An 18,215-nucleotide genomic window follows, 5' to 3' on the forward strand; every position below is an offset into this window, starting at 1 on the left:
GCTTTTCCTGATGGGAGTGTCTCATGGCCCGCGTCCAGCGTTTGTTTATGCCGGGCATGCCCTTGCATGTGGTGCAGCGTGGGGCGGATAGGCAAGTTTGCTTCTTTGAATCCGCCGATTGTCTCTGGTATTTGCAGCAATTACAACGCCACTCGCGTACGCAAGGCTGCGCGTTGCATGCCTATGTGCTGATGACGAATCATGTGCATTTGCTGCTCTCTGCGGATAGTGTCCGGGCTGCCTCGCGCATGATGAAGGCCTTGGGGCAGGAGTACGCTCACTACATCAACTGGCGTTACCGTCGTACCGGGCCGCTATGGGATGGGCGCTACAAGTCCTGTGTCGTACAGGATACGACCTATCTGCTGGTATGCCAGCGTTATATTGAACTCAATCCCGTGCGTGCCGGCATGGTGCGCTATCCGGGGCATTACCGCTGGTCCAGCTATCGGTGCAATGCCGAGGGGAAGGACGATGCCTTGGTCCAGCCACATTCACTGTATTTCAGCATGGGGAAAAACCAGGGAGAGCGGCGGCACGCCTATGCCGCTTTATTTCATGCCGATGAGGAAGTAGCGCGGCAGGCTTTGCGTGCTGCCAGCCGTGGCAATGGGGCGGTGGGAAGTGACGAGTTTGTGAGGGAATTGCAAACCCGTAAAGCGTAAGGGCCGGGGTCGGACCCTGAGGGTCCGACCCCAGTCTTTGCCTGGGGGTTTAATTACGTTCGCGCAAGATGCGGTTGACGCCGGCGACGCGGCGCACATTGCGCAGCAGGGCGGCCAGGTGGACGCGGTCCTTGACCTGCACGGTGAAGCGCAGCTGGTCGAGGACGTTGTCCTTGTCTTCGTCCATGCCCACATAGATGATGTTGGCATCCGATTCACCGATTTCGGCGGCCACGCGTGCCAGGATGCCCCGCTCGCTGTTGATCAGTACCTTGATGCGGCAGTCGAAACGGCGGTTCAGTTCGGTTCCCCAGCGCACGGCGATCCAGCGGTCCGGTTCCTTGGCGCGCTGGCGTTTTGCCTGCGAGCAGTCGCTCGTGTGCACGAGCAAGCCCTGGTCGCGGCGCAGCTGGCCGATGATCTGGTCGCCCGGTATCGGCAGGCAGCACGGCGCCAGCTGCACGGAGACGCCTTCGCTGCCGCAGATGGTGACAGGGTCGAGTTCGCTGCCGCTATTGTGTTCCACGGGCATGCTGGCCGCTTCGCCACCGATCAGGCCGAAGATGTGGCGCGCCACCAAGGTGGCCATGCGCTTGCCGATGCCGATGTCCGCGTACAGCTCGTCCATGGAATTGGCGCTCGATTCGTTGAGCAGGCGTTCGACCAGCGGCGCAGGCAGGTCGGCGTCGATGTTCAGGGTTTGCAGCGCCTGCGACAGCAGTTGCTGGCCCAGCGCGATCGATTCAGGCAGGTTGATCGTGCGCAAATGGTGGCGGATGGCCGAACGGGCCTTGCCGGTGCGCACGAACGACAGCCACGTGGGGCTGGGGCGCGACGAGGAATCGGTGATGATTTCCACGATGTCGCCATTGTGCAGCTCGGTGCGCAGGGGTGAGGTTTCGTTGTTGATCTTCACGGCCACCGTCTGGTCGCCGATGCCCGTATGGATCGAGTAGGCGAAGTCGATGGCCGTGGCGCCGCGCGGCAGGGCGATGATCTTCGACTTTGGCGTAAACACGTAGACGGAATCGGGGAACAGGTCGACCTTGACGTGTTCGAGGAATTCGGCCGAGTCGCCCGTCTGCTGCTGGATGTCGAGCAGGGATTGCAGCCAGGCATGCGTGCGCTGCTGCAAGTCGGACGGGTTCGATTCGCCGCTCTTGTACAGCCAGTGCGCCGCCACGCCCGATTCGGCCGTGCGGTGCATTTCCTGCGTGCGGATCTGGAATTCGACGGGCGTGCCGTAGGGACCGATGACGGTCGTGTGCAGCGACTGGTAGCCGTTCAGCTTGCGGATCGCGATGTAATCCTTGAACTTGCCCGGCATGGGCTTGTACAGGCTGTGCAGGGTGCCCAGGGTCACGTAACAGTCGGCAAAGCTGCCCACCACCACGCGGAAGCCGTACACGTCCAGCACTTGCGAGAACGACAAATGCTTGCTGCGCATCTTTTTATAGATGTCGTACAGGGTCTTTTCGCGGCCCGTGACGTCGGCCTCGAGTTCGGCCATGGACAAGGTGCTTTTCACCGCTTCCATGATCTTGTTGACCACTTCGCGCCGGTTGCCGCGCGCCGCCTTGACGGCTTTCGCCAGGGTGCGGTAGCGCATCGGGTACAGGTGCGAGAACGACAGGTCCTGCAGTTCGTGATAAATATTGTTCAGGCCGAGGCGGTGCGCGATCGGCACGTACACTTCCATGGTCTCGCTGGCGATGCGGCGCTTTTTTGCCGCCGTCATGAAGTCCAGGGTGCGCATATTGTGCAGGCGGTCGGCCAGCTTGATCAGGATCACGCGCACGTCGGAGGCCATGGCCAGCAGCATCTTGCGGAAGTTTTCCGCCTGCGCTTCGATCTGGCTCTGGAATTCGATCTTTTCCAGCTTCGACAGGCCGTCGACCAGGTGCGCCACGGGCGCGCCGAAGCGCTCGATCAACTCTTCCTTCTTGACGTCCTGGTCTTCCATCACGTCATGCAGCAGGGCGGCCATGATGGCTTGCGCGTCGAGCTTCCAGTCGGCGCAGATTTCCGCGACGGCGATCGGATGCGAGATATACGGCTCGCCCGAGCGGCGCATCTGGCCCAGGTGCATCTCGTCGGAGAAGCGGTAGGCTTCCTTGACTTTTTTCAGGTCGGCGGGAGACAGGTATTCGGCCAGCTTGTCGGCCAGGTGGCTGACGGAAGCGACGCCCAGCGCTGGCGCTGCGGGAGTGCCGCCTGCGGGGGCGCTGGCGGCGGACGTGCCGGCACCGGGCGCGGAAGCACCCTGTGGTTTTGCCGCCTGGCGCGGGGCCAGGGGCGGCAGTGCTGCAGAAGTCGTGTCGGCTGGGGTCAGACTCATAAAACGTCGCGTTGCTTCACAGTGTGAATAAAGGATACGGTAGAACCAGGGGTCAGCACTGTTCCGGCACGCGGCTTCCCAATTACATCGGGACCTTTTTCAGCATTTCGATGCCGACTTTACCGGCAGCGATTTCACGCAGTGCGACAACGGTAGGCTTGTCCTTGGCTTCCACCTTAGGGGTGTGGCCTTGCAACAACTGACGTGCGCGGTACGTTGCAGCCAGGGTCAGCTGAAAGCGGTTAGGGATCTGTTTCAGGCAATCTTCGATGGTGATACGGGCCATAGTAACTCCTAATAGTGGTGCGTGGCGCTGTGTGAACTGGCGTGCCGAGACGATTATTCTGCGTGCAGGCCCAGCTGGGCGAATAGCGATGCGTTGCGGGCCGCTTGTTGCGCAAACCGGCAACGGGCCGCTCTCACGATCGCGCTCAGTTCGGACAAAGCGACCGTAAACTCTTCATTGATAATAACATACTCGAACTCGGGAGCGTGTGCGATTTCGCCGCCGGCCGCCAGCAGGCGGCGCGTGATCACGTGCGGCTCGTCCTGGCCGCGCTTGTTCAAGCGTTCTTCCAGCGCATCGATCGACGGCGGCAGGATGAAAATGCCGGCCGCGCGGGGGAATTGCTTGCGCACCTGGCGCGCGCCCTGCCAGTCGATTTCCAGCAGGATATCGGTGCCGGCCAGCATCTGCTGTTCCACCATGATGCGCGAGGTGCCGTAGTAATTGCCATGCACTTCCGCCCATTCCAGGAATTCGCCCTGGTCGGCGCGCGCGACAAAGTCTTCCGCTGTCGTGAAGTAGTACTCGCGGCCGTGCTGCTCGCCCGGGCGGGGCGCGCGCGTGGTGGTCGAGATCGACAATTTGATGCCGGGCTCTTGCGCCAGCAATGCATTGACCAGTGTCGATTTGCCGGCGCCCGATGGCGCGGCGACCACGAACAGGCTGCCGGAGAAGGCGGTAGGGTGGCTCATGCGGATCTTTCCATATGCGTGTGATGGCGGCGCCTGCGCTTGCGTGGGCGCCGCCCAATTCGGTATTTTACCAAGAGGCAAGGCAGCGAGCCAGTCCCGCGATGCGCATTGCCGCCCCGCTTGCGCATATTTTGCTTGTTATCCTGAAGAAATAGTTATTTAATTTGGAATGGTTTTTTCTTAATAATTATTTTAACGACAGGATCAACGCATGAAAAATTTCCCGTTCCTCAGTCCTGCCCAGGCCATGCTCCTGCTGCGCGTGGCCATTGCCGTGATGTTCATGGCGCACGCGATCACGCGCATCGCCAATGGCACGATTCCCCGTTTTGCCGGTTTCCTGGAAGACAAGGGTTTTGTCTATGGCCTGGCCGTCGTGTGGGCGATTACCGTCGTCGAGATCGTTTGCGGCAGTTTGCTGATCGCCGGCAAATACACGCGCTGGGCGGCGGCCGGACTGATGGTGATCTGCATCGGCGGCATCGCCATCGTGCATGCGGCCAAGGGCTGGTTCGTGGGCGAGCATGGCGCCGGCGGCGTGGAGTACAGCATCGTGCTGTTTGTTGCCTGCGTCGTCATCGCCGCCGCCGACAAGGGGCGCGCGGGAATCCGCCTGGCCTGACGCCGGGCTTGCGCATCCTTGCCTGCCCTTAGCGGGGCAGCCGGCCCAGCGCGATTTCGCCCGCGTTGAGGACGATGACCCGTCCGTTCACGTCGGTGCAGTCGCGGTTATTGAGGCGCACGACGGCGCTGTCGACCGACACTTCCGCGCCCAGGTTGCTGCGCGAGCAGATGCGGTAGGAAGCGGCGTCGGCGCCCGTGTAGATGGCGGCGCCCCGCTCCTTGAGGGCGAAGCACCCGGACGCGCAGCCTTCGATCGCATACGGCGACAATTGCTGCACCGCCTGTACCGGTTGCGCCTGCGTGCCGGCCGCCAGCAGGGCCAGCACGGCGGCGCAGAGCATCGATGGACGTCGTGCGGCCATGCTTACTCCAGGTTTTGCACTTGTTCGCGCATCTGCTCGATCAGCAGCTTCAGGTCCATCGACGCGTCGGCCAGTTCCTTGACGGACGCCTTGGCGCCCAGCGTATTGGCTTCGCGGTTCAGTTCCTGCATCATGAAGTCGAGGCGCTTGCCCACTTGTCCGCCCTTGGTGAGGATGTGGCGCGTTTCGCCCAGGTGGGCCGACAGGCGCGCCAGTTCTTCCGACACGTCGATGCGGATGCCGTACAGGATGACTTCCTGGCGGATGCGTTCCATGGCGTCCTGGCGCGACAGGGCCGAATTCGAGCCCTGGCTGGCCAGGCCCAGCGCGTCCTGCATGCGCTCGATGGCTTTTTGCTGGAAGGCCGCCACCACTTGCGGAATCAGGGGCGTGATGCGCTTGACGATGGCTTCCATCGCTTCGATGCGCGACACCAGCACGGCTTCGAGCGCCGCGCCTTCGCGCTTGCGGCTGTCGACGAAGGCGGCCACCGTGCGCTTGGTCAGCGCGCCCACATCGGCCTGCAGGGATTCCTGGCCCACTTGCGCTTCTTCGATGACGCCGGGCCAGCGCAGCAGTTCAGCCACCGTCATGACGGGGGCGGACACAAAATGCTGGCCTACTTCGTTTTGCAGGCGCGCCAGTTCGGCCAGCAGGGGCAGGTTCAACGCCTGCGTGCCGGCTGTCGCGGCCTTGCGGCCAAAGCTCAGGCGTACTTCGACCTTGCCGCGCGTGATGGCGGACATGACGGCGGCGCGCAAGTCAGGCTCCAGGGCCCGCAGATCGTCGTTGATCCGGAATTGCAGGTCGAGAAAGCGCGAGTTGACGCTCTTGATTTCAATTGTCAGTGTGCCTGCAGCACCTTCGCTGGTGGCAACCGCGTAGCCTGTCATGCTTGAAATGCTCAAAGGATTCCCCGATTTGATCTTGTATACAGTCACTTATACACTTAATCAGCCAGCGCAGGCAATACCGCCCGCGCCGCAAAACAGGACCGAAGAGCACGATGGCCTGAAAATTGCTGAATAGTGTGCGTTTTACGGCATTGTAAAGAAAATTGTGTTTGGCGGGGCAGGATTGTAGGGATCATGTGTGCACCGCCCGCCATTGCGCCCTGCGCTGTTGCATGACTGCAAATAGACGGGCGCGCGATGGTAGAATCGCTGCCGCAACCCCAATCACACAGGACACTCCCATGACATTTGAATCCCGCCCGAGCGGCCGCGCCGTCGATGCGCTGCGCGCCATCCGCATCACCCGCCAGTACACCAAGCATGCCGAAGGTTCGGTGCTGATCGAGTGCGGCGACACCAAGGTCATCTGCACCGCCAGCATCGAAGACAAGGTGCCGGGCTTCCTGAAAGGCAAGGGCCAGGGCTGGTTGACGGCCGAGTACGGCATGCTGCCCCGCTCGACGCACACGCGCATGGACCGGGAGGCGGCGCGCGGCAAGCAGTCCGGCCGCACGCAGGAAATCCAGCGCCTGATCGGCCGCTCGCTGCGCGCCGCCTTTGATTTGCAGGCCTTCGGCGAACGCACGCTGCACCTCGATTGCGACGTGATCCAGGCCGATGGCGGCACGCGCACGGCCTCGATCACGGGCGCCATGGTGGCCGCGTATGACGCGTTTTCCCAGCTGCAGGCGCGCGGCGCGATTGCCGCCATCCCCGTGAAAAGCTTTGTCGCCGCCATCTCGGTGGGCGTCTACCAGGGCATGCCGGTGCTGGACCTGGACTATGTGGAAGACTCGGGCTGCGACACGGACATGAACGTGGTGATGACGGAAGCGGGCCACTTCATCGAAGTGCAGGGCACGGCCGAAGGCGCCGCGTTCGACCGCGCGGGCATGAACCGCTTGCTGGACCTGGCGCAGGGCGGCATCGCCGACCTGATCGTCATGCAGAAGCAGGCGCTGGGCCTGTAATCTTTACGTAGATTTACACAGTGCCGCCCCCCGCGTGGGGCAAATAGCCCACAGCTGCCGCTTCCGATGGCGGCGGCGGGACGCGGTGAGGGGGGCGCAAAAGGTTTACAATGTCGGCACTTCATGCCGCCACCGAACGGGTGGCCGCTCAACCGGATATCGCCCCATGACCCAACGCCTCATTCTCGCCTCCAACAACGCCGGCAAGCTCAAGGAATTCAACGAGCTGCTCTCGACCATCGGTTTTTCCGTCCACGCCCAGGGCGAGTACGACGTCCCGGAAAGCGAGGAACCGTTCCACACCTTCGTTGAAAACGCGCTGCAAAAGGCGCGCCACGCGGCTCGCCTGACGGGCTTGCCGGCGCTGGCCGACGATTCCGGCGTGTGCGTCAACGCGCTCGGCGGCGCCCCCGGCGTGTACTCGGCCCGCTATGCAGGCGAGCCGAAATCGGATGCCGCCAACAGCGCCAAGCTGATCGCCGACCTCGAGGCGCATGCCGACAAGTCCGCGTATTACTACTGCGTGCTGGTCTACGTGCGCCATGCGGACGACCCGCAGCCGGTGATCGCCGACGGTCGCTGGAATGGCGAAATGATTGCCGCGCCGCGCGGCCAGGGCGGCTTCGGCTACGATCCGCATTTCTATATTCCTGCGCTGGGCAAGTGCGCGGCCGAACTGACGTCCGATGAAAAGAACGCGCTGTCGCACCGCGGCCAGGCCCTGCGCGCGCTGGTGGAAAAGCTGCGATGATCCCGATCAAACTGGTGGGCGCCGTTGCCAAGTCGGCAGCCAAGCCGGGCGTTTCGCCCGCGCCGCAGGACGGCATTTCCGGCGCGGCGGGCGCGGCGCTGAAGTATCTGCAGCCGGGCGCGCTGAACCTGACGGCCCTGCCGCCGCTGTCGCTGTACATCCATTTCCCGTGGTGCGTGAAAAAATGCCCGTACTGCGATTTCAATTCGCACGAAGTGCGCGGCAGCTTCCCGGAAGCCGAATACCTGGCGGCCCTGCGCCTGGACCTGGAAATGGCGCTGCCGCTGATCTGGGGCCGCAAGATCCACACCATCTTCATCGGCGGCGGCACGCCCAGCCTGATGTCGGCGGCGGGGCTGGACCGGCTGATGTCGGACGTGCGCACCTTGCTGCCGCTGGAGCCCGATTGCGAAATCACCATGGAAGCCAATCCGGGCACGTTTGAAACGGAAAAATTCAAGTCCTACCGGGCCAGCGGCATCAACCGCCTGTCGATCGGCATCCAGAGCTTCAATGGCCGCCATCTGCAGGCGCTGGGACGCATCCATGACGACGCCGAGGCGCGCCGCGCGGTGGAGATCGCGCACGCCCACTTCGATAATTTCAACCTCGACCTGATGTACGCGCTGCCCACGCAAACCTTGGCCGAGGCGCAGCAGGACCTGGAGACGGCGCTGTCGTTCGCGCCGCCGCACCTGTCGCTGTACCACCTGACCCTGGAGCCGAACACCCTGTTCGCCAAGTACCCGCCCGTGCTGCCGGACGACGACGAGAGCGCCGACATCGCCGACATGGTGGCTGCGCGCGCGGCGCAGGCCGGCTACGGCCGCTATGAAGTGTCGGCCTACGCGCAGCCGGGCCGCCAGGCAAAGCACAACCGCAACTACTGGGAATTCGGCGACTATCTGGGTATCGGCGCGGGCGCCCATTCGAAGATCTCGTTCCCGCACCGCGTGCTGCGCCAGGCCCGCTACAAGCAGCCGAAGGCGTACATGGATGCGGTCATCGCCGGCAACCCCGTGCAGGAAGAGCGCGAGCTGGCGCGCGAGGAGATGGGTTTCGAGTTCATGCTCAATACCCTGCGCCTGACGCAGGGCTTTTCGCCCAACCTGTTCGCCGAGCGCACGGGGCTGGCCATCAACGCCATCGAGCAGCCGCTGAATGCGGCCGAAGCGAAAGGCTTGCTGTACCGCGACCACCAGATCATCCGCCCGACGGAACTGGGATTGCGCTTCCTGAACGACCTGCAGCAGATGTTCCTGGAAGATTAGTGCGTGGCGGCGGCGCGCAGGCGCTGCAGCTTGGCCGCGTACAGCCCGTGATCGCTGCGCGTGGTGCTGGTTTCCAGTGCCAGTTCCAGCTGCCTGCCCGCCTGCGCCATCTGTCCCAGGCGGGCATACGCCTGCGCCAGCCAGAAGTGGAATTCATGGTAGTACGGATCGCGCGCAAGTTCACGGCTGAACAGCCGCGCGGCTTCCTGGTACTCGCCTTTCTGCATGGCTGTCTTGCCCAGGTTGAAGTAGTGGAACGGCGGTTGCGGCTGCAAGGCCAGCAGGCGCCGGCGCAGGGGCAGGGCCTCTTGCGCCATGCCCGACGCTTCCAGCGCTTGCGCCAGGTTCGACAGCAGCACCGTATTGTCCGGCGAGCGCGTCAGCGCATGGGCCAGGGTGCGCCGCGCCGCCGCCAGGTCGCCATGGCGGAACTGGATCACGCCCAGGGTGTTGTAGGCGCCGCTGAACGACGGGTCCTGCCCGATGGCGGCCCTGGCCCACCAGTAAGCCTGGTCCAGCTGGCCTTCGCTCATGGTCTCGGCGGCGCGGTTGTTCATGTACATGGCAACGATGGTTGCCTCGTCGAGTTCGCGCGTGCGATAGCTGCCCATCTCCCCGGACGGCAGGAAATCGATCACCATCATGCCCTTGGCATCGTACCTGCCGGACTTGTCGTCCAGCCGCTGGCCCAGTACGAGGTTGACGTGGCCGGCGACAAAATACATGTTGCCGCTGCGGCTCCAGCTTTCCTCGCCCAGCACTTCCTGGTAGCGCACGGTCAAGCCCATTTCATGCGCCAGCGCCGCCGTCATGATCACCAGCGACAGGCAGTTGCCCTGGCGCGCGGCAAACGTTTCGCGCGCATTGCGGGTCAGCTCCGCATCGTATTCCAGTTGCAGCCGGGTCTTGTCGTACAGCGCGTCGTAGAGCGCCGCGCGGTCGTTCTTGTGGCGCGCTTCGCGCCGCACTTCCGTGCGCACATACTGCCGCATGGTGTCGTCGAGGGCAAAGACCTGGCTGGCGTCGATGGCGGCGGCCGGCGCGAAATCGGCGTCATTGAAGATGGGGGGCACGCTGGCGGGCGGGGTGGCGGCGCAGGCTGCAAGGGCGGCGCAGAGCAGGGCGGCGCCCACGCGCATGAGGCGCTGGGCGGTAACAAGATAGGGGCGCATGGTCTCTCCCTGGAGGCGCCGGCTTGTGCATGTCGCGGTGGCGCGCCAGTCCCACCTGAAACCAGTATCGGCGCGCCTGGCGCCGCTGTCAAATACTTTGCTGGCCGGGCCGTGCGCCAGCCTTAAAACTCTTCCCAGTCCTGGTCGCCGGCGATATGGGCTGGCGTTTTGTGCGGTGCAGCACCAGCCGTCCTGGCAGGGGCTGGCGTGGGGGCCTTGGTTAGCGGCTTGCGTTGCGCGCCTGGTCCTGCATGCTTTCGGCCGCCGCTGCCGCTTCTTCCACCAGGGCCGCATTTTGCTGCGTCACCTGGTCCATCTGCGCGATGGCCTGGTTGACCTGGTCGATGCCCATGCTTTGCTCGGCGCTGGCGGCAGTGATCTCGGCCATGATGTCGGTGACGCGGCGCACGCTGTCGACCACTTCGCCCATGGTGCTGCCCGCCTGCTGCACCAGCCGGGTGCCGTTGTTGACCTGTTCCACGGAGTCGCCGATCAGGGTCTTGATTTCGCGCGCCGCCGCGGCCGAACGCTGCGCCAGGCTGCGCACTTCCGTGGCGACGACGGCAAAGCCGCGTCCCTGCTCGCCGGCCCTGGCCGCTTCGACGGCCGCATTCAATGCCAGGATATTCGTCTGGAAGGCGATGCCGTCGATGACGCCGATGATGTCGACGATCTTGGTCGATGCCGTGTCGATGGCGCCCATGGTGTCGACCACCTGGCTGACGATGCTGCCGCCCCGTTCGGCCACGCCGGAAGCGGCTACCGCCATCTGGTTGGCCTGGCGCGCATTGTCGGCATTCTGCTTCACGGTGCTGGTCAGTTCCTCCATCGACGACGCCGTCTCTTCCAGCGAACTGGCCTGCTGCTCCGTGCGCGCCGACAAGTCCTGGTTGCCCGCAGCGATTTCGCCCGATGCCGTGGCAATCGCGTTGGTGCCCGTCTGCACTTCCGACACCACCTTGCGCAGTGCCTCGTTCATGCCGTGCAGCGCGCGCATCAGGTCGCCGATCTCATCGCTGGCAGGCGTGCCGAAGTGCGTGCGCAGGTCGCCGTCGGCCACCGTTTCAGCCACTTTCACGGCAGCCTTCAATGGCTGCGTGATCGAACGCGTGATCAGCCAGGCGCAGACGCTGCCCAGCGCCACCACCAGCACGCACAGGGTCAGCAGCAGGGTAAAGCTGCGTTCATTGGCCGCTTCAATGGCTTGCGCCGTGGCGTCGATGGCCTTGCGCTGCTGCGCCAGCAGGGCCTTGACGTTGTTCTGGTAATTGGTGGCGGCGGGCGCGAAGCTGTCGCGGTAGGTGCGTTCCGCCTGCGCCGCGTTGCCCGCCTTGCGCGCATTCATGACCAGGGTCTTGGCATCCTGGTATTTGACGCGCTCGGCGATGGATGCCTTGAAGATGCTCTTTTCTTCGTCGCTGTCGAGCAGCGCTTCGATCTTCTTCAGCAGTTCGCTGCCCTGTTTCGTGCTGTCGGCGATGGTGTCGGCAAATACGTTCGACAGCGTTTCATCGGTGCTCCTGGCGATCATCGAGGTGCGCGCGATGGCCGAGTAAATCAGCACATACCAGTCCGAGACAAGGCGTTCCTTGGCCAGCGGTTTTTCCATCATTTGCCGGGTCGCTTCCGCATTCACGCGGGCGCTGTACAGTGCGTACGAGGTGGAGATCACGGACAGCAGCAGCACCAGCGCGAAGCCTGCAGCCAGGCGCGTGCCGATACGAAGGTGGGAGAGGGCGTGCATGGTGGGACTCCTGTCGCAAGGGGAATTGAATTGCCTGTGCGACATAGTATGCACTGATTAGTGACCAATAGGCGAGGGAAAAGCGCGCTTGTTTCGGCGCCTGTTGCAGCCACGCCCGTGCTACAGATCGCCCGCCTGGCGCAGGTCCGGCTGCTCTGCCCAGCGGGCGAAGGCGGCGGCCATGCGCTCGCTTTCTGCGATGGCGCGGCGCCAGTCGCGCATGCGCGCCGCGTGGTCCTGGCCGTAATGGGGAAAGTCGCGCCGGTCCGGTAGTTTGCCATTGGGCAAGCTGGCCACGAAGGCGGGCGAGGGCGAGACGAGGATCATGTTGTCGAGCGCGCTATCGCCGCTGCGGGCGCGGCGCCAGGGCATGGCTTTGTCCAGCCAGCCCGGCACGATATGGTCGGCAAAGTGCGGGTACAGCACCAGGTCCGGTTCGCGCTGGTAGGGCAGGTGCAAATGGTAGTCGACCAGGCCGCCGTCCCAGTAACGTCCCGGCGGCGCGCCGGCGATGTCCGTGACCGCGTCGAGCACCAGCGGGATGGAACCGGAGGCCAGCAGCGCGTCGCGCAGGTTGTCCTGCGCCAGCGGCACGAAATGGGAATGAAAGGCGTCGAAGCGCGAGCGCAGCCAGCTGGCGCCATCGGGACCCGCATGGAACACCGCGCGCTCGAGCGACGCGGCCAGGCGCGCGCGCGCCACGGCATTGCCGGCGGCGGCCAGCAGGAAGCCGCGCCGGTCGCGCCATTTTCCCGGTTGCGCCAGGGCGCCGATGCCGCGCACGGCCAGCACCGACAGGCTATGCCGCGCGTGCTGCAGCAGTTGCGCATCCTGGCCATCGAGGACGGCGTCGAGCAGGGCGCGGCACGTGCGGCTGACGTGCGCCGCATCGGGTTTGTCGGGGTAGCGCTGGCCCACGTATTCGCGCACCAGGCGGCGCTGCGCGGCGACCGGGTCGGGGAACACGGCGGCGGCCATGCGCCAGGCGCCGATCGAGGCGCCGACAAACTGGCGCGCACGGGGCGCCTGCGGCAGAAAGTCGCCGAACAGCCAGCAATCGAGCTGGTGCAGGATCAAGCCTTTTGGCCCGCCTGCCGCGGCGGGAACGATGGCGACGTCAAGCGCGCGCAAGCCGTTTTCGGCGATGCGGGCGCGGGCGCGGCGGCCCAGGCGGATGGTGATTGGCGATTGCATGGGCGATGGAATAGGCAAGCGGAAAGTAGGAAGCGGCAAGCGGACTGTAGCCTTGTATTCTACCTTCAGCATGGCGCCGCGACACAGTTGTGCGCGCGATAGTCACATTGTTGGTATTAGTTATTTTCTTTTGGGCAAGCATTCTCTTGAGAAATATTGCATAATACTCGGCGTTAAGTTTTTGGCATGTGCCAAGGATGTGTCACGCCTTTTTTACTGGAATAGTATGCAATTGAATCACGCTTTTGTTTTGACCCTCATCGCCGGCTCCCTCGTCGCCTGCGGCGGTGGCGGTTCGTCCTCCCCAGCCGACCCGGTAGTGGCCGTGAATCCGCCCGTCGTGCCCGTCACGCCGCCCGTGGTACCCGTCACGCCGACTGCCACTGGCGAAGACACGGGCTCCGTCAGCGCCCGTTTCGTCAATGGCGACAACAGCCGTTTCGTCTTTACGTCGATCGGCTTGCAGAGCAATGGCAAGGCCAGCACGCTGGTGCAGGACAGCTCCGGCGCCTTGAGCACTATCGGCAGCATCGTCCTGACGGGCAATCCGTCCGTGACGCGTGACATCAGCGGCGACGCCGCCTTCGCGCAGGGCCGCTGGTTCAAGGGCGCGTTCAGCAGTATTTCCGGCGCCACGACCTTGACCGGCAACAATGCCAGCGCGCATTACGTCGCCTATAACGTGCTCGCCGCACTGCCAGCGAGCGGCACGTTCACCTGCGATGCGGGCGCGTTCACGTCGCCAAGCTATACGGGCGGCAGCAGCGTCCCGTCGAGCGCCAACTTCGGCACGGCCAGCGGCAATGCCAGCCTGTCCTTCGATGGCTCCGGCGCCAAGGTGGCACTGACCATCGACGCCAGCGCCGGCGGCAGCACGGGCAAAGTGACGGCGACCACCACCCTGGCTTCGGCAGCGTCGAGCAGCATCACCGGCGGCTATCTGTCGAATGGCACGGGCGCGCAGCTGATGCTGGGCGACGGCGGCACCGGCCGCTATCTGCTGCTGGCAGCCTACAAGGCGCAGCTGGCCAACGGCGCCAATTACCAGGGCGTAGCGACCTTCCGTTGCTCCTGATCGTCCGGGCATGAAAAAAGCGGCGCCGTGCACTGCACGGACGCCGCTTTTTTTACGCCTGTCGAAATGAAACGATCAGCGCAGTGCCGCGATCATCTGTTTCAGCTTGCCGGAATCGACGCAGAAGGCGCGGATGCCTTCGGCCAGTTTTTCCGTCGCCATCGCGTCTTCGTTCATCATGAAGCGGAAGGCTTCTTCGTTCAGCGACATTTGCACGATGTTGGTCGACGGCGCCGCTTCGGCGCTCAGCTTGCGCTCCACCGGCGCATCGCTGTCGGCCAGCTTTTGCAGCAGGTCGGGGCTGATGGTGAGCAGGTCGCAGCCGGCCAGTTCGAGGATTTGCGAGGTGTTGCGGAAGCTCGCGCCCATCACCTCGGTCTTGTAGCCGAACTTGCGGTAGTAATTGTAGATGCGCCGGACCGACTGCACGCCCGGGTCTTCCGCGCCCACGTAGTCGATGCCCGTCGATTTCTTGTACCAGTCGTAGATGCGGCCGACGAACGGCGAAATCAGCTGCGCGCCCGCTTCGGCGCAGGCGATGGCCTGGGCCAGCGAGAACAGCAGGGTCATGTTGCAGCGGATGCCTTCCTTTTCCAGGATGGCGGCGGCGCGGATGCCTTCCCAGGTGGAGGCGATCTTGATCAGCACGCGCTCGCGCGCAATGCCCGCGTTCGAATACAGGGCGATCAGGTCGCGGCCCTTGGCCACCGTGCCTTCCGTATCGAACGACAGGCGCGCATCGACTTCGGTGGAGACGCGGCCGGGGATGGTCTGCAGGATTTCCACGCCAAACGCGATCAGCAGGCGGTCGATGATTTCAGCGGTGGAGGCGTTCGGATGGTCGCGCACGGCCTTTTCCAGCAGCGGCTTGTATTCATCCTTCTGCACGGCCTTCAGGATCAGCGACGGATTCGTCGTCGCGTCGCGCGGCGTGTAAGCCTGGATCGATTGGAAGTCGCCGGTGTCGGCCACTACGGTAGTAAATTGCTTCAGTTGTTCGAGTTGGTTCATGGCTGCACGGGAAAGAGTGAAAGGGCTTGCCGGGCTATTGTACCGAATCCACTGCATGAAGCATCCACTATTGTCTGTCCCGCGCACTACTTGCTCAATTGAATCTTGCTTTTTTGAGAACTCGCGCATAATTGTCCGGACTTGTTTAATTTGCACATTGTTCTGATGGCTAATGTACGGCGCCACCAGCCACTATCCAGATGAAGAGCATCCTTTGACACAAGAGATCGTTAGCGCCCTGGCCGCCTTCAACGGCGCGACCAGGCTATATGCATTGTCCATCGGCGGCCAGGGGCAGGAAGCGGACGCCGCCGATTTGCTGGTCGAAGCGTTTGCCAGCGACGAGCGGTTGCAGGAAGTCGGCGCGCGCGACATCATCGCCCTGTCCACCAGCGCCCATGTGGCGCTGGCGTCGCTGCTGGGCCAGCCGGCCAGCCTGCACATCAGCCTGGCCGACGGCACGCGCATGCCGTTTTCCGGCTATATCAGCGAAGCGGCCATGCTGGGCAGCAATGGCGGACTGGCGCGCTACCGGCTGCGCCTGACGCCGTGGCTGTGGCTGCTGACGCAGGTGCGTAACAGCCGCGTCTGGCAAGACAAGAGCGTGAGCGCCATCGTCGACGAGGTATTCTCGGCCTATGCGCCGCACGCGCGCTGGCGCTGGAGCGATGAATCGGGCCCGTTCATGCAGGACGCGGGCGAGCGCAGCTATTGCTGCCAGTACCGCGAATCCGATTTCGACTTTGTTCGCCGCCTGCTGAGCGAAGAAGGGCTGGCCTGGCGCTTCGAGCAGCAGGAGAGCGAACAGTGGCTGGTGTTGTTCGCCGACAGCAGCCAGACGTGCGCCACGCCGGAAGACGCCAGCAGCGCGCAAGGGGGCGGCTTGCGTTTTCACGGCGCCAGGGTCGGCGAGCCGGGCGACACGGTGCAAGCCGTGTATGCGCGGCGCAGCCTGCATGCGGGAATCTCCACCGTGCTCAGTTATGACTACAAGGCCAAGAAGGCCGTGGCGGCCAGCGTGCCGGCCAGGCAGGCCGTTGGCGGTCAGAATGCGCCCGCGCTGGAAAGCTATGATGCCCCTGGGCAATATTGGTATGCGAACGGGGCCCAGGCCCGGCGCTACGCCGAATTGCAGATGCAGTCGCACGAGGCGCGCGCCCACGTGTGGCATGCGCGCTCGACCGTGCGCACCTTGCGCGCCGGCACCCGTTTTACCTTGACGCAGGGGCCGTTGCAGCAAGCTGGCGATGAGTCGCCTTCCTATGTCGTGCTGCGCGTGGCCAGCGTCGGCGTCAACAATCTGCCGTCGGCCGCGGCTGCCGGACTGGCTGAACTGTTTGGTCCCTTGCCGCCATTGCTGGAGGAAACGATGCCCGATCTGGGGCAGGGTTTGCCCGACTTCCCCGCTGTCATTGCGCAGGCGCAAGCCAGCGGTTATGCCAACGGCGTCGAGATGATAGCCGCGGCTACGCCATGGCGGCCAAGCGGTGTGGACGGCGATGCGCGCCATCACCCGAAACCCACGGCCTTCGGCAGTCAGAGCGCCATCGTGGTGGGGCCCGATGGCGGCGCGCGCGCCAGCGGCGGCAGCGAGATCCATTGCGACAGGCTGGGCCGGGTGCGCATCCGCTTTCACTGGCAGCAGGACGGCAACGCCACTTGCTGGGTGCGCGTGGCGCAGCGTTCGGCAGGCGGCGGCATGGGCAGCCAGTTCCTGCCGCGCATCGGCCAGGAAGTGCTGGTGCAATTCCTGGAAAACGATATCGACCGCCCCATCATCGTCGGCGCCCTGTACAACGGACAGGGCGAGGGCGGTGTCGCACCGACTCCGGGCGGCGTGGCCGATCAGCCGTCCGATGCGGGCGTATTCGACCCTGCGCGCGACCATGTCCCGTCGGCGCAGGGCAATGTGGCGGGCGGTAACAGTCCCTTGTGGCATGGCGCGGCGGGCGGCGCCGCCAGCCACCGCAACGACGCGGCGCAATGGGGCATCCGCAGCAAGGAATTCGGCGGCGCCGGTGCCGGTGCCGGCTACAACCAGCTGCTGTTCGACGACACGGACCAGCAGGGCCGCATCCAGCTCAAGAGCAGCCATGGCGCCAGCGAGCTCAATCTGGGCCACCTGGTGCATGCGGCCGACAATTACCGGGGCAGCCTGCGCGGCACGGGCGCCGAGCTGCGCACCGACGATTACGGCGCCGTGCGGGCCGGGGCCGGACTCCTGATTTCCAGTTATCTCGTCAACCATGACGCGCAGGCGCGCGACCCGGCCGGCGACAATGCGCCCGGCATGGTCTTGCTCAAGCAGGCGGCCAAGCTGGGCGCAACCTTCAGCGCCGCCGCCGTCACGCACGAGACCGTGGCGTATGCGGGCCATCTCGGCGCGGCCAGGGCCGATGCCAGCGTGCTCGACGAGAAGGCGGCGCCCTTGGCCGCGTTCCTGACGACAGCCTCGGGCATGCTGAGCCAGGACGATACGGCCGCCGCCAGGCGCGACGCGGCCGCCAAACCCACCAGTCCCGGCGACGACAAGCTGCCGCACAGCAGCGACGCCATCATCGCCATCGCCGCCCGCGCGGGGCTGGGTGTGCTGGCCGGCAAGGACATCCAGATGGCGAACGGCGAAACCGTGTCGCTGATGAGCGGCCTCGATACGCAATTTGTCGGTGGCGGCCAGCTGCGCGTGCACGCGGGCCAGGCCATCGGCACCCTGGGCGGCGTGGTCAAGGCGGGCGACGACAATATCGGCCTGCAGCTGATCGCCGCCAGGCAAGCCATCGACCTGCAGGCGCAGGCGGACGTGCTCAAGGTGCAGGCGCGCGACGACGTCCATGTGGTCAGCGCCACGGCGCACATCGACTGGGCGGCGGCAAAAAGCATCCGCCTGTCGACGGCGGGCGGGGCAAATATCACGATCGAGGGCGGCAATATCACCATCCAGTGCCCGGGCAAGATCACGGTGCATGCCGGCAAGAAGAGTTTTAGCGGGCCGGAGCGGCTGGCTTATCCGTTGCCCAGGTTTTCCCGTTCCATATGCAAACGATGCAGGCTTAATGCCGCCAAATCAGGTTCGCCTTTTTCCATGGTGGAAGAGTGAATAAGCAAA

At 64.4% G+C, this 18,215-nt stretch carries 16 protein-coding genes; 7 read left to right on the plus strand and 9 right to left on the minus strand.

The features are described 5' to 3' along the window. Positions 1 to 23: 23 nt before the first annotated feature. Positions 24 to 665, plus strand: a complete 642-nt coding sequence (locus tag GCN75_RS24375; RefSeq protein WP_152284695.1) for a transposase — start codon at positions 24 to 26, stop codon at positions 663 to 665. A gap of 49 nt (positions 666 to 714) precedes the next feature. On the opposite strand, the gene GCN75_RS24380 is transcribed toward GCN75_RS24375, so the two are convergent. The 3 genes from GCN75_RS24380 to gmk all read right to left on the minus strand — a co-directional run bounded on the left by GCN75_RS24380 (position 715) and on the right by gmk (position 3,981). Then, positions 715 to 3,003, minus strand: a complete 2,289-nt coding sequence (locus GCN75_RS24380) for a RelA/SpoT family protein (protein ID WP_152284696.1) — start codon at positions 3,001 to 3,003, stop codon at positions 715 to 717. An 82-nt stretch (positions 3,004 to 3,085) separates the two neighbouring features. Then, on the minus strand, positions 3,086 to 3,289 hold the full coding sequence (rpoZ, locus tag GCN75_RS24385) for a DNA-directed RNA polymerase subunit omega (protein WP_010400723.1): 204 nt from the start codon (positions 3,287 to 3,289) through the stop codon (positions 3,086 to 3,088). 53 nt (positions 3,290 to 3,342) lie between these two features. Continuing rightward, the gene (gene gmk / locus GCN75_RS24390; protein WP_077407781.1) at positions 3,343 to 3,981 is read right to left on the minus strand and encodes a guanylate kinase; all 639 of its coding nucleotides are present in this window, start codon (positions 3,979 to 3,981) and stop codon (positions 3,343 to 3,345) included. Positions 3,982 to 4,192: 211 nt separating this feature from the next. Between gmk and GCN75_RS24395 the strand changes: the two genes are divergently transcribed. After that, entirely contained in the window at positions 4,193 to 4,603 is a 411-nt protein-coding gene (locus tag GCN75_RS24395) for a DoxX family protein (protein ID WP_152284697.1), read from the plus strand. A 28-nt stretch (positions 4,604 to 4,631) separates the two neighbouring features. On the opposite strand, the gene GCN75_RS24400 is transcribed toward GCN75_RS24395, so the two are convergent. Both GCN75_RS24400 and GCN75_RS24405 read right to left on the minus strand, forming a co-directional pair. Continuing rightward, positions 4,632 to 4,967, minus strand: coding sequence for a hypothetical protein (locus GCN75_RS24400; RefSeq protein WP_152284698.1), 336 nt, complete (start codon positions 4,965 to 4,967; stop codon positions 4,632 to 4,634). Positions 4,968 to 4,969: 2 nt separating this feature from the next. Next, entirely contained in the window at positions 4,970 to 5,860 is an 891-nt protein-coding gene (locus GCN75_RS24405; protein ID WP_035821322.1) for a YicC/YloC family endoribonuclease, read from the minus strand. Positions 5,861 to 6,162: 302 nt separating this feature from the next. On the opposite strand from GCN75_RS24405, the gene rph reads away from it, so the two are divergent. From rph to hemW, 3 genes are all read left to right on the plus strand, one after another. Further along, positions 6,163 to 6,891, plus strand: coding sequence for a ribonuclease PH (gene rph / locus GCN75_RS24410; RefSeq protein ID WP_152284699.1), 729 nt, complete (start codon positions 6,163 to 6,165; stop codon positions 6,889 to 6,891). Positions 6,892 to 7,057: 166 nt separating this feature from the next. Then, positions 7,058 to 7,642, plus strand: a complete 585-nt coding sequence (gene rdgB, locus GCN75_RS24415) for an RdgB/HAM1 family non-canonical purine NTP pyrophosphatase (RefSeq protein WP_152284700.1) — start codon at positions 7,058 to 7,060, stop codon at positions 7,640 to 7,642. Continuing rightward, positions 7,639 to 8,913, plus strand: coding sequence for a radical SAM family heme chaperone HemW (gene hemW / locus GCN75_RS24420; RefSeq protein ID WP_152284701.1), 1,275 nt, complete (start codon positions 7,639 to 7,641; stop codon positions 8,911 to 8,913). Before rdgB ends, hemW begins: the two co-directional genes overlap by 4 nt. Here hemW and GCN75_RS24425 read toward each other — a convergent pair. From GCN75_RS24425 to GCN75_RS24435, 3 genes are all read right to left on the minus strand, one after another. Then, positions 8,910 to 10,085 (minus strand): tetratricopeptide repeat protein, encoded by a 1,176-nt coding sequence (locus GCN75_RS24425; protein ID WP_226941552.1) that lies wholly within the window; start codon positions 10,083 to 10,085, stop codon positions 8,910 to 8,912. The two genes, hemW and GCN75_RS24425, sit on opposite strands and share 4 nt — an antisense overlap. A 220-nt stretch (positions 10,086 to 10,305) precedes the next feature. Further along, positions 10,306 to 11,829: a methyl-accepting chemotaxis protein gene (locus tag GCN75_RS24430; protein WP_152284702.1), complete on the minus strand. Its 1,524-nt coding sequence runs from the start codon at positions 11,827 to 11,829 to the stop codon at positions 10,306 to 10,308. 120 nt (positions 11,830 to 11,949) lie between these two features. Continuing rightward, on the minus strand, positions 11,950 to 13,023 hold the full coding sequence (locus tag GCN75_RS24435) for a patatin-like phospholipase family protein (RefSeq protein WP_152284703.1): 1,074 nt from the start codon (positions 13,021 to 13,023) through the stop codon (positions 11,950 to 11,952). A gap of 226 nt (positions 13,024 to 13,249) precedes the next feature. On the opposite strand from GCN75_RS24435, the gene GCN75_RS24440 reads away from it, so the two are divergent. Continuing rightward, positions 13,250 to 14,098 carry a hypothetical protein gene (locus GCN75_RS24440; protein WP_152284704.1) on the plus strand — a complete coding sequence of 283 codons (849 nt, stop codon included), beginning with the start codon at positions 13,250 to 13,252 and terminating at the stop codon, positions 14,096 to 14,098. A 75-nt stretch (positions 14,099 to 14,173) separates the two neighbouring features. Here the strand turns inward: GCN75_RS24440 and tal are convergent, their stop codons facing one another. Next, positions 14,174 to 15,109 (minus strand): transaldolase, encoded by a 936-nt coding sequence (gene tal, locus GCN75_RS24445; protein ID WP_099666887.1) that lies wholly within the window; start codon positions 15,107 to 15,109, stop codon positions 14,174 to 14,176. 214 nt (positions 15,110 to 15,323) lie between these two features. Here tal and GCN75_RS24450 point away from each other — a divergent pair, with 214 nt between their 5' ends. Further along, the gene (locus GCN75_RS24450; RefSeq protein ID WP_226941553.1) at positions 15,324 to 18,206 is read left to right on the plus strand and encodes a type VI secretion system Vgr family protein; all 2,883 of its coding nucleotides are present in this window, start codon (positions 15,324 to 15,326) and stop codon (positions 18,204 to 18,206) included. The last annotated feature ends 9 nt before the right edge of the window (positions 18,207 to 18,215 follow it).

The sequence above is a fragment of the Janthinobacterium violaceinigrum genome, from assembly GCF_009208555.1.
GTDB classification, from domain to species: Bacteria; Pseudomonadota; Gammaproteobacteria; order Burkholderiales; family Burkholderiaceae_D; genus Janthinobacterium; species Janthinobacterium violaceinigrum.

Excerpts from the sequence above, each read along its gene's own strand:
- tal (WP_099666887.1), bottom strand. The coding sequence starts at position 15,109 with ATGAACCAACTCGAACAACTGAAGCAATTTACTACCGTAGTGGCCGAC.
- GCN75_RS24435 (WP_152284703.1), bottom strand. The coding sequence starts at position 13,023 with ATGCAATCGCCAATCACCATCCGCCTGGGCCGCCGCGCCCGCGCCCGC.
- GCN75_RS24440 (WP_152284704.1), top strand. The coding sequence starts at position 13,250 with ATGCAATTGAATCACGCTTTTGTTTTGACCCTCATCGCCGGCTCCCTC.
- rph (WP_152284699.1), top strand. The coding sequence starts at position 6,163 with ATGACATTTGAATCCCGCCCGAGCGGCCGCGCCGTCGATGCGCTGCGC.
- GCN75_RS24395 (WP_152284697.1), top strand. The coding sequence starts at position 4,193 with ATGAAAAATTTCCCGTTCCTCAGTCCTGCCCAGGCCATGCTCCTGCTG.
- gmk (WP_077407781.1), bottom strand. The coding sequence starts at position 3,981 with ATGAGCCACCCTACCGCCTTCTCCGGCAGCCTGTTCGTGGTCGCCGCG.
- GCN75_RS24425 (WP_226941552.1), bottom strand. The coding sequence starts at position 10,085 with ATGCGCCCCTATCTTGTTACCGCCCAGCGCCTCATGCGCGTGGGCGCC.
- GCN75_RS24380 (WP_152284696.1), bottom strand. The coding sequence starts at position 3,003 with ATGAGTCTGACCCCAGCCGACACGACTTCTGCAGCACTGCCGCCCCTG.
- GCN75_RS24405 (WP_035821322.1), bottom strand. The coding sequence starts at position 5,860 with ATGACAGGCTACGCGGTTGCCACCAGCGAAGGTGCTGCAGGCACACTG.
- rpoZ (WP_010400723.1), bottom strand. The coding sequence starts at position 3,289 with ATGGCCCGTATCACCATCGAAGATTGCCTGAAACAGATCCCTAACCGC.
- GCN75_RS24400 (WP_152284698.1), bottom strand. The coding sequence starts at position 4,967 with ATGGCCGCACGACGTCCATCGATGCTCTGCGCCGCCGTGCTGGCCCTG.
- GCN75_RS24375 (WP_152284695.1), top strand. The coding sequence starts at position 24 with ATGGCCCGCGTCCAGCGTTTGTTTATGCCGGGCATGCCCTTGCATGTG.
- hemW (WP_152284701.1), top strand. The coding sequence starts at position 7,639 with ATGATCCCGATCAAACTGGTGGGCGCCGTTGCCAAGTCGGCAGCCAAG.
- GCN75_RS24430 (WP_152284702.1), bottom strand. The coding sequence starts at position 11,829 with ATGCACGCCCTCTCCCACCTTCGTATCGGCACGCGCCTGGCTGCAGGC.
- rdgB (WP_152284700.1), top strand. The coding sequence starts at position 7,058 with ATGACCCAACGCCTCATTCTCGCCTCCAACAACGCCGGCAAGCTCAAG.